Genomic DNA, 14,536 nt, shown 5'->3' on the forward strand with positions numbered 1-14,536 from the left:
GATGCCAAAATCGGTTTTTCGGTTCCTGCAGCGGCAGCCGGAAGCGGTGCAGCTGGAGAACGACAGATATCTCCTGCGCCTGCCGCGCTACCAGGATTTCAACCAGTGGCACCGGCTGCGCGCCGACAGCCGCAAGTTCCTGGAACCCTGGGAGCCGACCTGGCGACGCGACGAGCTGACGGAGGGCGCCTACCGCGCCCGCGTCGTCCGCGGCAAGCAGGAATATGCCTCGGGCCAGGCGGTGCCGCTGTTCATTTTCCTGAAAGACGACATGACGCTCGTCGGCGGCGTCACCATCGGCTACATCAGAAGAGGTGCGGCACAAAGCTGCATGATCGGCTACTGGATGGGCGAACGCCATGCCGGCCAGGGGCATATGTTCGCCGCCCTTCAATTGGTTATTCCTTACATCTTCGCCGGGCTTGAGTTGCACCGTATCGAAGCAGCCTGTATTCCAGATAACGCGCGCAGCATCCGTCTGCTTGAAAAAGCCGGGTTTCAACAGGAAGGCTATCTGCGCGGATATCTGAAGATCAACGGTCAGTGGCATGACCATGTGATGTTTTCACGTCTCGCCACCGATACGGATAAAGGCAGGAAAACCGACAGCCGATGACAAGAGACCGCATGCTGCCCAAGTCACCGTCCGGACGAGTTATCGCGGTGATCGCAGCCCTTTTTCTGGCGGCCTTCGCCTTCATGGCGGGCGTTGCCCAGGCGGCCGAACCGGTAAAAATTTCCCGTGACGATACCGCGCTCGATCTGACGGCAACGACCGAGATCTACGCCAACCAGGGCGAAGCCTTCCAGGTTTCGACGGCAGCAGGCGCCGACGGCATCCGCCGCCGCATCGAGGTCAGGGCAAGCTCGGAGAACCATCAGGGCGACTGGGCGGTGTTTGCGCTCGCCAACGTCTCGGAAGAACAGCTCGAACGCGTCATTGTCGCGCCGCATTTCCGTCTGGTCAATTCCAAGCTGTTCTGGCCGGATCTCGGCTCGCAGCGCATCAGCGCGATTACGCCGAGCGAAGGCTTCGCGCTCGATCGGCAGCCAAGCGACGAGGCCGATGTCTTCCGCATCACGCTGAACCCCGGCGCCGTCATCACCTTCGTCGCCGAACTGTCGACGCCGGAGCTGCCGCAGATCTATCTCTGGGAACCGAACGCCTACAAGGACACGATCAACGCCTTCACGCTCTATCGCGGCATCGTGCTCGGCATTGCCGGCCTGCTCGCCGTGTTCCTGACCATCCTCTTCGTCGTCAAGGGCACCTCGATGCTGCCGGCGACGGCAGCCCTTGCCTGGGCGGTGCTCGGCTATATCTGCGTCGATTTCGGTTTTCTCGGCAAGCTCATCAGCGTCGCCTCGGCCGACCAGCGAATATGGCGCGCCTGCGCCGAGGTGGCGCTGGCGTCGAGTTTCGTCATCTTCCTCTTCACCTATCTCAACCTCAACCGCTGGCATGCGCATCTCGGCTACGCCACGCTTGCCTGGGTGCTCGGCCTTGCCCTGCTCTTCGGCGTGGCGATCTACGATCCGTCGATCGCCGCCGGCATCGCCAGGCTTTCCTTCGCGCTGACGGCGACGATGGGGCTGCTTTTGATCATCTATCTCGGCTTCAACCGCTACGACCGCGCCATCCTGCTAGTGCCGGCCTGGGCGCTGATCCTGGTCTGGCTGTTCGGGGCGTGGCTGACGGTCACCGGGCGGCTCGACAACGACATCATCCAGCCGGCGCTCGGCGGCGGCCTCGTGCTCATCGTGCTTCTGATCGGCTTCACCGTCATGCAGCACGCTTTTGCCGGCGGCGCCTACCAGCAGGGGCTGTTTTCCGATCTCGAGCGGCAATCGCTGGCGCTGACCGGCTCCGGCGACATGGTCTGGGACTGGGACGTGGCGCGCGACCGCGTCGTCACCATTCCCGACGTCTCGATCAAGCTCGGCCTGTCGCCAGGCGCCATGCATGGCGCGGCGCGCAACTGGTTGCCACGGCTGCATCCCGACGACCGCGACCGCTTCCGCGCCACGCTCGACGTGCTGCTCGAACACCGCCGCGGGCGGCTGAACCATGAGTTCCGCATCCGCGCCGAGGACGGGCATTTCCACTGGCTGCTGATCCGCGCCCGGCCGGTGCTCGGCTCGAACGGCGAGATCATCCGCTGCGTCGGCACGATCGTCGACGTGACCGAGCAGAAGAATTCCGTCGAACGGCTGCTGCACGATGCGCTGCACGACAATCTGACCGGCCTGCCGAACCGCCAGGTCTTCCTCGATCGGCTGCAATCGGTGCTCGCACTGGCGCCGGGCGGCGATACGCTGCGGCCGACGGTGATGGTAATCGACATCGACCGCTACAAGCTGGTCAATGATTCGCTCGGCGTTGCCGCCGGCGACAACATCCTCATCGCGCTGACGCGGCGGCTGCGCCGGCTCTTGAAACCGCAGGACACGCTGGCGCGGCTTGCCGGCGACCAGTTCGGCCTCATCCTGGTGTCCGAGCACAATCCGGCCAAGGTCGCCGATTTTGCCGATGCGATCAGCAAGGCGATCATGGTGCCGATCAACTTCGCCAATCGCGAGATCATCCTGACGGCCTCGGTCGGGCTTGCCTCCTGGGTCGACCGGCAGGAGAGCGCCACCGGCCTGCTCAGCGATGCCGAGCTCGCGATGTACCGGGCAAAACGGGCCGGCGGCAACCGCGTCGAGCCGTTCCAGCCGGCCTTCCGCGACTTCGGCACCGACAGGCTGCAGCTCGAAACGGATCTGCGCCGCGCCATCGAGCGCAAGGAATTGTCGATGGTCTACCAGCCGATCGCAAGGCTGGAGGATGTCGAGGTCGCCGGTTTCGAGGCATTGATGCGCTGGGAACATCCAAAACGCGGCAATATCCCGCCATCCGAATTCATTCCGATCGCCGAGGCCTCCGATATCATCGGCGCGCTCGGCATGTTCGCGCTGGAACAGGCGACCAACGATCTGATGAGCTGGCAGCACCAGACCGGCGAACTGCCGATCTTCGTCTCGATCAACCTGTCGAGTGTGCAGTTGCTCAACAACGAACTCTATGACGATGTGCGTTCGGTTCTCGCCAAGACGCATTGCCAACCCTCGCGCCTCAAGCTCGAACTGACGGAATCCATGGTGATGGAAAATCCGGAACAGGCCAGGCTCGTCTTACAGAAGCTGAAGGAAGCCGGCATCGGCCTGGCGCTCGACGATTTCGGCACCGGATATTCGTCGCTCGCCTATCTCACCCGCTTCCCCTTCGACACGATCAAGCTCGACAAGGCCCTGGTGCGCGACAGCAGCGACAAGAAGGCGACCGTGCTCCGGTCGGTGATCGCGATGGCGCGCGAGCTTGACATGAAGGTGGTGGCGGAGGGGATCGAATCCAACGAGGATGCGATCGAACTCGCCAAGATGGGCTGCAACTACGGCCAGAGCTACCTTTTCGGTCCGCCGATCCCTTCGGAATCGGTGCTGCGCCTGCTGCGCGACCGCTTTCCGCTGACCAAACGGGCGTGATCGGAGCGGCGGTCGATTTCCGACTTCGGCCCGGAAGCCGACATTGCGGTGACCACCTGGAGTTCATAGTCGCGCCACAACCGGCCATTCCCGCAAGTTCTATGTGCGTCACGCCCGACTCGCCCGAACGCTCAGCCACCGATCATGGGGCTTTCCGACGCACCGACGTATCTCGCTGACGATCCAGCCGGCGTCTGTGAGTGCGGACCGCAAGGCAGACTCGCGCCAGTATGTCTCGACGTAGCGCCGGGGCGCTGCAGCACTGCCGTGTGTGGACACATCCTCGCCTTCGCCCTCTCTTACCGAGGCGTGCAATCGGCCACCGGTCCGGGTCGCCTCGGCAAGCCGTCCAAGCACCGTGCCGAAATCCTCGCGCGCGACATGAATGAGGCAGGCACAGGCCCAGATCCCGTCGTATGGCGTGCCGGGACGCTGCGGGTCGGCCAAGTCATCGATCAGCGGGTCCAACAGGTCGGCTTCGAAGCCACTTTCGCGAAGCAGTTCGACGAAACCCTTTGCAATGTCGGTGCGCCGGACGCTCATTCCCCGCTTCTCAAGCTCAAGTGCATCTCGCCCGCCACCGCTTCCGATCTCCAGCACCCTGCCCGAGCCGCCCAGTTCGGTCACGAACGCATCGATCTCTGTCGCGACCCATTCGGGCATCGCCGCGGCCTCGGCAGCGTACTCCGCCGCGACCGTATCATAGGACCGCACGGTATCCAGGTCGGTGCTCATCCTAGCGCTCCTCCTTCAAGACCAGAGGCCTGATGAGCAAGAGACCCATCAGCCCGTTGCGCCCTTCACACTTCGGCAGTTGGTGACATCGCGGGCGATTTGCTTCCCAGCTTTAGCAGAAATGCGGTCGGAGACACCACCGACCGAACCAATGCTGCCGGACGGCAATGCGCCGTCTTGTCGGTCATAGAGGCAATTGTTGCCGCTCCCCGAAAGCGGCCATAGCATTGGTTTGACGAGACGACATCTGTGCGCCATGTGTGGACGTCGGCTCTCGTCGGCTTAATCGACTTGGGACGAGGTAGTCCGGTGGTACTGTGCCTTGGCCGTTGGACCACGGCCCCAAGCTGCCATCAACAACACTTGAACGTCTGTCAGAATTGCAAAAAGTGTGCATAATTGACAAATGAGAACAATCAGTTGTTGATACTGATCGCGAAGAGGTTGGGAGCCCTCTTCTTCAACTGAGCAGACTACCAGGAAATGCAGGGAGAATTCGACAACAATCCAGGGAGGAAGAACAATGAACAAAAAGGCAGTATCGCGTCGAGAGTTGCTGGGGGCATCTACGCTCGTTGGAGTAACCGCAGTTGGGGCTCTTGCCGCCCCGGCCGTGCTGGCCCAGGCACCCACCGTCATTAAAATGCAAACATCCTGGCCCGCGTCGGACATCTGGATGGATTTTGCCCGCCAGTACGTCCAACGGGTCGAACGAATGTCCGGCGGACGCCTGAAGTTCGAACTAATGCCTGCCGGTACGGTCGTCGGCGCGTTTCAGGTGCTCGACGGCGTCAACGATGGCGTGATCGACGCAGCCCACACCGTTCCCGTCTATTGGTACGGAAAGCACAAGGCAGCTTCCCTCTTCGGTACCGGGCCGGTATTTGGCGGCAGCGCAACCACCATGCTCGGATGGTTCCATCAAGGTGGCGGCAAGGATCTCTACCGAGAACTCACCCAGGACATCATGGGGCTGAACCTTTACGGCTTCTATGGCTTCCCGATGCCCGCGCAGCCGTTCGGCTGGTTCAAGAACCAGGTCGCGACCGTGAACGACGTTAACGGCCTCAAATATCGTACGGTCGGGCTCGCCGCCGATCTCATGCAGAATATGGGCATGAGCGTCGCTCAACTTCCGGGCGGCGAGATCGTGCCGGCAATGGAGCGAGGTGTCATCGACGCCTTCGAGTTCAACAATCCCTCCTCTGACCTACGGTTTGGTTCGCAGGATGTCGCCAAGAACTACATGCTGTCGTCCTACCATCAAGCGAGCGAATCTTTCGAGTTCCTCTTCAACAAGGATGTGTTTGACGACCTTCCCGACGATCTGCAGGCGATCCTGGAATATGGCGTGGAGGCAGCAAGCACGGCGAATACAGCGTCCGCGATGGACAACTATTCAAGCGACCTTCGAAAACTCCAGACCGAACATGGCGTGACCGTGCACCGCACTCCAAAGGAAATTCTGGATGCGCAACTGAAGGCCTGGGATGAGATCATCCCGACGCTTGAAGCGGATGCGTTCATGAAGAAGGTGCTCGACAGTCAGCGGCAGTGGGTGGAGAGGGTCGTGTACTACGAATTGATGAACTCCGCCGATCTCGCACTCGCCTATGAGCACTATTTCCCCGGAAAATTGAACCTCGGAAAATAGATGGTGAAGGCCCGGTATTTCCGGGCCTCGTCCCTCATCGAGGTAGGGAGGCGCTTGCATGCTCCGTTACATTGCATTCGCCGACGATTTGTCGGCGTGGTTCGGCAAGGTGTTCGCGTGGGGGATACTCATCATGGCCTTCGGCGTCGGCTATGAGGTTGTTGCACGCTACCTCTTTCGCGCGCCGACCCCCTGGGCCTTCGATCTGAGCTACATGCTCTATGGAACGATCTTCATGATGGCGGGAGCGTATACCCTCTCGCGTGATGGCCATGTGCGCGGCGACTTCATCTACCGGCTCTGGAAACCGCGCACGCAGGCCAGGCTGGAACTGGTGTTGTACTTCATCTTTTTCTTTCCCGGTATAACCGCGCTGGTGTTCTCGGGCTGGAAATATGCCGCACGCAGTTGGGGCTACCTGGAGGTCAGTTCCAACAGTCCCGCCGGTGTGCCGATCTTCCAGTTCAAGGCCGTGATCGTCGCCGCCGGCATTCTCCTGTTCCTGCAGGGCGTGGCGCAGGTCTTCCGCTGCATTCTCTGCATAAGGACGGGCGAATGGCCGAAGCAGGCCGAAGATGTCGAAGAACTGGAAAAGGTACTACTGGAAACAAAAAGCCTGGACGTGCTCAAGTCCGAGGACGAGGGTTTCCTTCCGTCGCGGGAACTTGACGCTGGACGTGAACCACGGGATCGGGACGCTCAATGACGGATGCACATATCGCCGTCGGGATGCTCCTCATCCTGATCCTCACCATCTTCCTCGGCTTCCCGGTGGCGTTCACCTTGATGGCTCTGGGTGTCGGCTTCGGATACTATGCCTATTTCGATGCCGGCCGCATGTGGCGCGGCTATGACCGCGCGCTCGAATCCGGCGGCGATGCCTTTACCCTGGCGCAGACCTGGATCGGCGGTTTCTTCAACAACCGGATCTTCGATCTGTTCGTCAACCAGACCTACTCGGTCATCCAGAACGACGTGCTGACGGCTATCCCGCTGTTCCTGTTCATGGGCTACATCGTCGAGCGAGCCAACATCGTCGATCGGCTGTTCTCGACGCTATTCAGCGTCACGCGCCGGGTGCCCGGCTCGATGGCGGTCGCCGCCCTGGCCACCTGCACACTCTTTGCCACGGCAACCGGCATCGTCGGGGCCGTGGTGACGTTGATGGGACTGCTCGCCCTACCAGCGATGCTGAAGGCAAAGTATGACGTGCGCTACGCGACGGGCGTGATCTGCGCGGGCGGCACGCTCGGGATCCTGATCCCGCCTTCCATCCTGCTGATCGTGTATGCGGCCACCTCCGGGATCTCGGTTGTCCGAATGTATGCGGCGGCGCTCCTGCCCGGCCTCGCCCTGGCCGGGTTTTATCTCATCTATGTCGTGGTGCGAGCAATCCTGCAGCCGCAACTGGCGCCGCGGCCAACGAAAGAAGATGTGGGCGAGCACACGCCGGTCCAACTCGCCTGGATGATGCTTACATCCTTCGCGCCGCTCGCCTTTCTGATTCTTGCCGTGCTGGGTGCCATTCTCTTTGGCCTGGCAACGCCGTCGGAAGCCGCCGCAATCGGCGCATTGGGGGGACTGGCGCTTGCTGCGGCCTATCGGGCGCTGACCTGGCAGCGACTGAAGGAGTCGGTGTATCTGACGGCGCGAACGACCGCGATGGTCTGCTGGTTGTTCGTCGGTTCGGCGACCTTCGCATCGGTATTCGCCTATCTCGGCGGCCAACAGTTCATCAGTGACTTCGTGACCGGCCTGGACATGTCGCCGCTGATGTTCCTGATCCTGGCCCAGATCATCATCTTCATTCTCGGCTGGCCTCTGGAATGGACTGAAATCATCGTCATCTTCATCCCGATCTTCATTCCGCTGCTGCCGCATTTCGGGATCGATCCGCTGTTCTTCGGTATCCTCGTGGCAATCAACCTGCAGACGGCCTTCCTATCACCACCCATGGCGATGTCGGCATACTACTTGAAGGGCGTCTCGCCTCCGCATGTCAAACTGACCGACATCTTCCGCGGCATGATGCCGTATATGTTGATCGTCATTCTCTGCATGGTGGTCATCTATATGTTCCCGAGCATCGTCTACATGCTGCCGAATCTACTCTATGGAGTACAGAGATGACGCAGTGTCTGGCCAATTCCGAAAGGATAGACCGATGAACAGAAGCCGGTTTTTTGCAATATTTGCATTCGTGACGCTTGTCGCGTTCTGCGCAGTCATCCTGGCGTTTGTTCCACGGTTCGATTTGGCCGCTGCACTGCTGATCGGGATTGTCCCTGCGGGGTACGACATCTGGGATCAGCTCTTTCGGCGACGCCCGTCGAAATCGTCTGGATAGACTGCAATCGTTCACCGCCGTGCTGACCAGGAACGTCAAGGACATGTTCGGCGAAGCATTGCCGGCGCAGACGCTGATTCCCGTTCCCAAGCTTGCCATCGACCCGATGCTGTTCGAGGTCGAGGCCGTGGTCGTCCTGGAATAGCGGCGGATCAACACAAATCGGATTTTCAGGGGTGGTGCGTAAACCTTTGTTAGGCGCGCCACCTTCCCTTTATCGATGGCCATTGACCAACGGCCTGCGATGTGCGCCTCTCATTGCTTGCACAAGGAAAATCCCATGCTCAAGTTTCTGCTCGCCCTGTCGATGGGTGTTTTTTGCGTCTCGCCGCTTCAGGCCGGCGACGTCACGCCCGTTACCAAGAGCTGCCAGCCGGGGGCAAAACAGGCGCAATGCGAGCGACGGGTCACGGATATTAAGAAAGCCGTCGAGCTGGCCTATAAAGGCGACCACGGGGCGCAGAGGACCATTGCCTTCTGCCTGTCCACCGGTTGCCATGGTGCTGTCGCCATTGACAAGGTCGCCTCCTGCAGCTGGCATCTCGTCATCGCCAATTCCGGTTCGACGACAGTGCTCGACAGTTCAAACACCAGGAACACCTGCCGGCCGATGACGGCGGCTGAGAAGGACGAAGCCCGCGCGCTGGCGAGCGATCTCGTCCAGAAGATCTACAAGCGGCCTCTGGTTAAGACCGACCAGATGTGATCTGCCGGCTCACGGCTTGCGGCGCAACGCCTGCGTGAAAATAAATCTCGTTGCTCTCCCGGCTTTCGCCGCTATTCTCCACCCAAAGAAAATCGGGCCAAAGAAAATCGGCCCAAAGAAAATCGGGAGGACCACTGATGATCCTGCACTGCGTATTCCTGCGGCTGAAGACCGCGATGACGGCCGAAGACAAGCAGTCGCTGTTTGCGGCGATCGTCGCCCTGAAACAGGTCATTCCCGGCATATTGGATATCAAATACGGGCCGAATGTTTCGCCCGAAGGGCTGCATGGCGGCTTCGTCGACGGGTTTGCCGTGACCTTTGAAAGCGCCGAAGCCCGGGATGCCTATCTCATCCATCCCGAGCACGTGACCGTGGGCGAGCGCATCGTCTCGTCGACCGATGGAGGCCTTGCCGGCATCCTGGTCTTCGACCTCAATTTGTGAAGACTGCGGGGTCAAACCCCGCAGCCCCCTCGATCCTCAGCTCGATTTCGCCATGGCGGCGGCGAGCTGGTCGACATTGTACTTGAACATCTTTTCATAGGTCGGCGCCGGCCCCTTGGCGTCGGAGAGCGATTCGACATAGAGCTCGCCGCCGGGCTCGGCCCCGGTTGCCTTGGCGACCTGCTTGACGAGGCGCGGATCGTTGGAATTTTCGAAGAAATAGGCCTTCACGCGCTCGCTCTTGATCTGTTCGATCAGCTTGGCGACATCGGCGGCCGAGGCTTCGCTTTCCGTGGACAGACCAAGCGGGGCAAGGAAACTGACATTATATTCGCGGCCGAAATAGCCGAAGGCATCATGGCTGGTCAGCACCTTGCGGCGATCGTCGGCCACCTTGTCGAATTTCGCATGGGCATAGGCGTTCAATTCGTCCAGCGTCTTTGTGTATTTCTCGGCATTGGCCTTGAAGGCGGCGGCGTCAGCGGGATCGGCCGATGACAGCGCCTTTTCGATATTGGCGACCCAGACCTTGACGTTAACGGGGCTGTTCCAGACATGCGGATCGGTGATTTTTTCGCCGTCCTCTTCCATGGTGCGGGTGCTGATGCCTTCGGAGACGGTAACCGGCTTGCCCTTATAGCCCGAGGCGGTGATCAGCCGGTCCATCCAGCCTTCCAGCCCCTCGCCGCTGACGAAGGTGACTTGAGCGGCGTTCAAATTCTTCGCGTCGGCCGGCGACGGCTCGAATTCATGGGGGTCGCCGTTCGGCCCGACGAGGCTCGTCACCTTGACGTGGTCGCCGCCGACCTGCTTGACGACATCGGCAAGCACGGTGAAGGACGCCACAACCTTCAGCGTTTCGGCGGAGGCGGGCATGGCGGAGAACGCCATCAGAGCGGGGATTGCTGCGGAGAGAAGCAGTCTGTGCGGGTTCATCGAAGTCTCCTTGGGATCAGCCCTTCAAATGCGGGCGGGGGAAGAAGCGCCGGGCCAGGCCGGAGGGCGCGAAAAGAATAGAAAAGCCGTAGAGCAACGCCGCCGTCATGATGATCGTCGGGCCGGAGGCGAGTTCGAGATGGTAGGAGGCGATCAGGCCGAGATAACCGGAGGCGGCGGCACTGGCGGCCGCAATCGCCATCATCACGGCGAGGCTGCGCGACCAGAGCTGGGCGATGGCGGCCGGCAGCATCATCAGGCCGACCGCCATCAGCGTGCCGAGCGCCTGGAAGCTGGCGACGAGGTTCAGCACCACGAGCAGCAGGAAGAGGACGTGATAGACCGGCCCGCGCCCGCCGACGGCGCGCAGAAAACCCGGATCGAAACATTCGGCCACCAGCGGCCGGTAGATGAAGGCGAGGATGACGAGGGTAAGCGAGGTGATCGCGCCGATCAGATAAAGCGCCGGCGCATCGATCGCCAGGATGGTGCCGAAGAGCACATGCAGGAGATCGATATTCGAGCCGCGCAGCGAGACGATCAGCACGCCAAGCGCCAGCGAGGCGAGATAGAAGCTGGCAAAGCTCGCATCCTCCTGCAGCACGGTCATCCGGCTGACGGCGCCTGATAGTAGCGCCACCGACAGACCGGCGATCAGGCCGCCGAGCCCCATCGCCGTCAGTGACAGGGAGCCGGCGACGAGGTAACCGATCGCCGCACCCGGCAGCACGGCATGGCTCATCGCATCACCCATCAGGCTCATGCGCCGCAGCATCAGGAAAACGCCGATCGGTCCGGAGCCGAGCGCAAGGCAAAGGCAGGCGACGAGCGCGCGGCGCATGAAACCATAATCGGCAAAGGGCGCCAGGAAGAGATCGTAAGCCGTCATGCCGCCGGCGCCTCTCCGGGTGCGCAGGCATTCGCATCCTCATCCCAGCGCTCGGCCATGGCGCGGGCCTTCAGGAGATTGACGGAGGACATGACCTCTGCGGTCGCACCCCAGCCGACCAGTTCGCGGGCAAGCAGCAGGGTTTGCGGGAAATGGGCGCGGACGAGCTCGAAATCGTGCAGCACGGCGATCACCGTGCGGCCCTCGCCGTGCCAGCGGGTGACGATATCGACTAGGTCCCTGGTCGTGCGGGCATCGATTGCCGTAAACGGCTCGTCGAGCAGGATGATGCCGGCATCCTGCAGCAGCAGCCGGGCAAAGAGCACACGCTGGAACTGGCCGGCCGAGAGCGACCCGACATGGCGCCGGCCGAAGCCTTCGAGGCCGACGGCGGAGAGCGCCTCGCCTGCCCTTTTCACCTCGCCGGGCGCGATGCGGCCGAAGGCTCCCGTCTTTTTCCAGGCGCCGAGCATGACGGTATCGAGGACCGAGATCGGAAAGCGCCGGTCGATCTCGGCCGCCTGCGGGAGGTAACCGAACTCCGCCCGCCCCAGCCGATGCTCGACCTTGCCCTCGGCCGGGCGAAGCTCCCCCATGATCGCCTTCAGCAGCGTCGACTTGCCCGCCCCATTCGGCCCGGCAATCGCCGTCAGGCTGCCTGAGGCGAAGGCGCCGGAGACATGATGCACGGCGGGATGCCTGTTATAGGCGACGGTCAAATTCTCCAGACGGATCAGCGGCGTCATGGCAAGAGAACCGCCCAGTGGATTGCCAGCCAGAGCACGGCAATGACCAGCGTCATGTCGATCACCCTGGACAATGCCGACTGTCCCAGCAGGCTGACGGAGGGGCGGTCGGGACTCGGGGGCATGGCGCATCCTACAGTGTAATAACATTACGGTTATGTTATAACGATTGCGGCGAGATTGAGGCGGGGAGCTCGGCCGTTGCTCACACAATTGAAAAGGGCGACCGAAATGGCCGCCCTTCATGTGTCGGGATGTCTGTTATAGTGTTTTGCGAGACGAGTGGCTCGACCCGGGCAAGGTTAGGCTGAGGGGGCAGATCTCGTTCGAAGCTCAGAGCTGTTCCAGCATTGCGGCGGCACCTGATATGGTTGCCTGGCCGGGGCTTTCCTCGACGTTGAGGGCTTTCACCACCCCGTCTTCCACCAGCATCGAATAACGCTTGGAGCGCAGGCCGAGGCCGCCGGCGGAGAGGTCGGCGTCGAGACCGACGGCCTTGGTGAAACCGGCATCCCAATCGGCGAGGAAGTGGATCTTGCCCATGCCGCCGGAGGATTGCGCCCAGGCGCCCATCACGTGCCAGTCGTTGACGGCGACGACGGCGATGTCATCGACGCCCTTGCCAAGGATGGTGTCGCGGTTTTCGAGATAACCCGGCAGGTGGTTGAGCGAGCAGGTCGGCGTAAACGCGCCCGGCACGGCAAAGAGCACGACGCGCTTGCCGGCAAAGAGCTGATCGGTGGTGATTTCGACCGGGCCGTCGGCCGTCTTTTCCTTGAAGGTGGCAGCAGGAAGCTTGTCGCCGATCGCGATGGTCATGGTCTTCTCCTTGGTTCCGGCTTGGGGGTTTCCGGCTTTGGGGGTTCTGCCTGGCGGCGGGCGCCGCAGGGGATCGGAGGCGACTATAGGAGCCCATCATTGAAAGGCAAGTGTGGTCTCCATCGCCCTTTCACCGTCGATGACCAGCACGCTCCAGTGCTTGCCTGATATGTCGTAATCCTTTGGCAGCTTGCCGATTGCTATATCGACCTTGAAGGTGGCGCCGTCGCGTTTGCCGCCGATCTGCTTGGTGAAGGCATAGCCGCTCGGGCCGGTGACGATGATATCGGGCGCGGCCTTCCCCTCACCCGGCAAGACGAGATCAAGCGACAGCGTCTTCCTGTCAGGCGACATCGCATGCGCCGTCACGTCGAAATCCTGCGATGGCGGCTTCGGCAGCCTCGCATCGGCGGCCTGAAGGATCGCCTCCTCCTGCGGGTGCGACTGGATGGCGGGGCCAAGCTTCAGCTGCAAATTCGCCTGGAAGGGAATGCAGATATCCTTGCAGATGCCGATGAAGGCGGCGGCGTCGATCGTAACCGGGCCTTTGCCGGCCGCCGTCAGCGACAGCGGCAGCGTCACCGGCGCGTCATAGGCGATATCCTCGATCGCGCCGTTGAAGAAATGCTTCGGAACGGGATAGGCGATGGCATCGAGCGTGACGCCGCTTTCCGCCGCGATGGTGATCTGGGGCGGAATGCCGCTGTTGCCGGGCTCTTTCCAATAGGTGATCCAGCCGGGCTTCGGCTCGATCTGAAGGGCGGCGCGGATTTTGCCGCCGGCATCGGGCGCGAGCGCCACGAGGCGCATGCGGCCGCCTTCGTTTTCCGCCCAGGCGCTCATTTCCGCATGGGCGGAATAAAACGGCACAAGGGCTGCGACCGCTGACACAATCGCGATTAAAAGCCTACCCGGGACTGAGGAAATAATCATCATGGAACAAAGGTTTACCGAATGTGGTGTTTGGCCGCCAGAAGTCGCGGCGATTTAAATCTTCATTTTCAGTTGATTGATGTGGGACATTGGCCCATGTTTCTTTTGTCGAGGCCTTGGTGCGGTCTAGCAGCAGGAGGAACGATGTCCTTATTGACGCTGAAGAACAGACGGGAACGTGGCTTCTTCGATGGCCAGTTCCTCATCGCCATGCCGGGCATGGAAGACCGCAATTTTGCGCGCACGGTAATCTATATCTGCGCGCATTCGGATGCCGGCGCCATGGGCTTCGTCATCAACCGGCCGCAGAGCCTCACCTTCACCGATGTGCTGCTGCATCTCGACATGATCAAGCAGGAAGATTCGATCGTGCTGCCGAAACGGGCGCGCGACTTCCCGATCCAGACCGGCGGCCCGGTGGAAAGCGGCCGCGGCTTCGTGCTGCATTCGGACGATTATTCCAGCGACTCCAGCATTCCCGTCAGCGACGACATCTGCCTGACGGCGACGCTCGATATCGTGCGCGCCATCTCCAAGGGCGATGGGCCGACGCGGGCGACCATGCTGCTCGGCTATTCCTCCTGGTCGGCCGGCCAGCTCGAAAGCGAGGTCGTCAACAATGGCTGGCTCACCTGCCCGGCCAATGAGGAGTTGATCTTCGACCGCAGCCTCGACGACAAATACGAGCGGGCGCTCGCCGGCATGGGCGTGACCGCTGCCATGCTTTCGGCCGAAGCCGGCCATGCCTGAGGGGCTGGCCTGACAGCAGCTGACCTGACGGCAGCGGGAACGAATAGCTG

The 14,536-nt window shown here is 61.5% G+C and carries 15 protein-coding genes and 1 pseudogene; 9 read left to right on the forward strand and 7 right to left on the reverse strand.

Annotated features, from left to right (window positions below):
• Position 1: 1 nt before the first annotated feature.
• Together G9X64_RS23170 and G9X64_RS23175 are read left to right on the forward strand one after the other, a co-directional pair.
• A complete protein-coding gene (locus G9X64_RS23170) occupies positions 2–616 on the forward strand; it encodes a GNAT family N-acetyltransferase (RefSeq protein WP_027666709.1) in 615 nt (204 codons plus the stop codon).
• Positions 613–3,525, forward strand: coding sequence for a sensor domain-containing phosphodiesterase (locus G9X64_RS23175; RefSeq protein WP_168310968.1), 2,913 nt, complete (start codon positions 613–615; stop codon positions 3,523–3,525). Before G9X64_RS23170 ends, G9X64_RS23175 begins: the two co-directional genes overlap by 4 nt.
• Positions 3,526–3,633: 108 nt before the next feature.
• Here the strand turns inward: G9X64_RS23175 and G9X64_RS23180 are convergent, their stop codons facing one another.
• Positions 3,634–4,260, reverse strand: coding sequence for a class I SAM-dependent methyltransferase (locus G9X64_RS23180; protein WP_168310969.1), 627 nt, complete (start codon positions 4,258–4,260; stop codon positions 3,634–3,636).
• 523 nt (positions 4,261–4,783) lie between these two features.
• Between G9X64_RS23180 and G9X64_RS23185 the strand changes: the two genes are divergently transcribed.
• The 6 genes and pseudogenes from G9X64_RS23185 (at position 4,784) to G9X64_RS23210 (ending at position 9,413) form a co-directional block, all read left to right on the forward strand.
• A complete protein-coding gene (locus tag G9X64_RS23185; protein WP_168310970.1) occupies positions 4,784–5,914 on the forward strand; it encodes a TRAP transporter substrate-binding protein in 1,131 nt (376 codons plus the stop codon).
• 58 nt (positions 5,915–5,972) lie between these two features.
• Entirely contained in the window at positions 5,973–6,620 is a 648-nt protein-coding gene (locus G9X64_RS23190; protein ID WP_011649261.1) for a TRAP transporter small permease subunit, read from the forward strand.
• Positions 6,617–8,044, forward strand: a complete 1,428-nt coding sequence (locus G9X64_RS23195) for a TRAP transporter large permease (RefSeq protein ID WP_168310971.1) — start codon at positions 6,617–6,619, stop codon at positions 8,042–8,044. Before G9X64_RS23190 ends, G9X64_RS23195 begins: the two co-directional genes overlap by 4 nt.
• A 230-nt stretch (positions 8,045–8,274) precedes the next feature.
• Positions 8,275–8,406, forward strand: a pseudogene (locus G9X64_RS23200) (RidA family protein); the annotation flags it as partial.
• A 135-nt stretch (positions 8,407–8,541) separates the two neighbouring features.
• Entirely contained in the window at positions 8,542–8,967 is a 426-nt protein-coding gene (locus tag G9X64_RS23205) for a hypothetical protein (RefSeq protein WP_168310972.1), read from the forward strand.
• A 137-nt stretch (positions 8,968–9,104) separates the two neighbouring features.
• Complete coding sequence (locus G9X64_RS23210; RefSeq protein WP_168310973.1) at positions 9,105–9,413, forward strand: Dabb family protein; 309 nt, start codon at positions 9,105–9,107, stop codon at positions 9,411–9,413.
• A gap of 36 nt (positions 9,414–9,449) precedes the next feature.
• Here the strand turns inward: G9X64_RS23210 and G9X64_RS23215 are convergent, their stop codons facing one another.
• The 6 genes from G9X64_RS23215 to G9X64_RS23235 all read right to left on the reverse strand — a co-directional run bounded on the left by G9X64_RS23215 (position 9,450) and on the right by G9X64_RS23235 (position 13,739).
• Positions 9,450–10,349, reverse strand: coding sequence for a metal ABC transporter solute-binding protein, Zn/Mn family (locus G9X64_RS23215; protein WP_168310974.1), 900 nt, complete (start codon positions 10,347–10,349; stop codon positions 9,450–9,452).
• 16 nt (positions 10,350–10,365) lie between these two features.
• The gene (locus G9X64_RS23220; protein ID WP_168310975.1) at positions 10,366–11,238 is read right to left on the reverse strand and encodes a metal ABC transporter permease; all 873 of its coding nucleotides are present in this window, start codon (positions 11,236–11,238) and stop codon (positions 10,366–10,368) included.
• Positions 11,235–11,984 (reverse strand): metal ABC transporter ATP-binding protein, encoded by a 750-nt coding sequence (locus tag G9X64_RS23225; RefSeq protein ID WP_168310976.1) that lies wholly within the window; start codon positions 11,982–11,984, stop codon positions 11,235–11,237. The genes G9X64_RS23220 and G9X64_RS23225 overlap by 4 nt, the downstream gene beginning before the upstream one ends.
• Complete coding sequence (locus G9X64_RS37030) at positions 11,981–12,109, reverse strand: hypothetical protein (protein ID WP_281360262.1); 129 nt, start codon at positions 12,107–12,109, stop codon at positions 11,981–11,983. The genes G9X64_RS23225 and G9X64_RS37030 overlap by 4 nt, the downstream gene beginning before the upstream one ends.
• A 208-nt stretch (positions 12,110–12,317) precedes the next feature.
• A complete protein-coding gene (locus tag G9X64_RS23230) occupies positions 12,318–12,803 on the reverse strand; it encodes a peroxiredoxin (RefSeq protein ID WP_168310977.1) in 486 nt (161 codons plus the stop codon).
• Positions 12,804–12,899: 96 nt separating this feature from the next.
• Positions 12,900–13,739 carry a protein-disulfide reductase DsbD domain-containing protein gene (locus G9X64_RS23235; RefSeq protein WP_168310978.1) on the reverse strand — a complete coding sequence of 280 codons (840 nt, stop codon included), beginning with the start codon at positions 13,737–13,739 and terminating at the stop codon, positions 12,900–12,902.
• A gap of 141 nt (positions 13,740–13,880) precedes the next feature.
• Here G9X64_RS23235 and G9X64_RS23240 point away from each other — a divergent pair, with 141 nt between their 5' ends.
• Positions 13,881–14,486 carry a YqgE/AlgH family protein gene (locus tag G9X64_RS23240; protein ID WP_017959273.1) on the forward strand — a complete coding sequence of 202 codons (606 nt, stop codon included), beginning with the start codon at positions 13,881–13,883 and terminating at the stop codon, positions 14,484–14,486.
• The last annotated feature ends 50 nt before the right edge of the window (positions 14,487–14,536 follow it).

The organism is Rhizobium sophorae (assembly GCF_013087515.1).
GTDB classification, from domain to species: domain Bacteria; phylum Pseudomonadota; class Alphaproteobacteria; order Rhizobiales; family Rhizobiaceae; genus Rhizobium; species Rhizobium sophorae.

Coding starts and splice junctions, on each gene's coding strand:
- G9X64_RS23170 (WP_027666709.1), top strand. CDS start 2: ATGCCAAAATCGGTTTTTCGGTTCCTGCAGCGGCAGCCGGAAGCGGTG.
- G9X64_RS23175 (WP_168310968.1), top strand. CDS start 613: ATGACAAGAGACCGCATGCTGCCCAAGTCACCGTCCGGACGAGTTATC.
- G9X64_RS23180 (WP_168310969.1), bottom strand. CDS start 4,260: ATGAGCACCGACCTGGATACCGTGCGGTCCTATGATACGGTCGCGGCG.
- G9X64_RS23185 (WP_168310970.1), top strand. CDS start 4,784: ATGAACAAAAAGGCAGTATCGCGTCGAGAGTTGCTGGGGGCATCTACG.
- G9X64_RS23190 (WP_011649261.1), top strand. CDS start 5,973: ATGCTCCGTTACATTGCATTCGCCGACGATTTGTCGGCGTGGTTCGGC.
- G9X64_RS23195 (WP_168310971.1), top strand. CDS start 6,617: ATGACGGATGCACATATCGCCGTCGGGATGCTCCTCATCCTGATCCTC.
- G9X64_RS23205 (WP_168310972.1), top strand. CDS start 8,542: ATGCTCAAGTTTCTGCTCGCCCTGTCGATGGGTGTTTTTTGCGTCTCG.
- G9X64_RS23210 (WP_168310973.1), top strand. CDS start 9,105: ATGATCCTGCACTGCGTATTCCTGCGGCTGAAGACCGCGATGACGGCC.
- G9X64_RS23215 (WP_168310974.1), bottom strand. CDS start 10,349: ATGAACCCGCACAGACTGCTTCTCTCCGCAGCAATCCCCGCTCTGATG.
- G9X64_RS23220 (WP_168310975.1), bottom strand. CDS start 11,238: ATGACGGCTTACGATCTCTTCCTGGCGCCCTTTGCCGATTATGGTTTC.
- G9X64_RS23225 (WP_168310976.1), bottom strand. CDS start 11,984: ATGACGCCGCTGATCCGTCTGGAGAATTTGACCGTCGCCTATAACAGG.
- G9X64_RS37030 (WP_281360262.1), bottom strand. CDS start 12,109: ATGCCCCCGAGTCCCGACCGCCCCTCCGTCAGCCTGCTGGGACAGTCG.
- G9X64_RS23230 (WP_168310977.1), bottom strand. CDS start 12,803: ATGACCATCGCGATCGGCGACAAGCTTCCTGCTGCCACCTTCAAGGAA.
- G9X64_RS23235 (WP_168310978.1), bottom strand. CDS start 13,739: ATGATGATTATTTCCTCAGTCCCGGGTAGGCTTTTAATCGCGATTGTG.
- G9X64_RS23240 (WP_017959273.1), top strand. CDS start 13,881: ATGTCCTTATTGACGCTGAAGAACAGACGGGAACGTGGCTTCTTCGAT.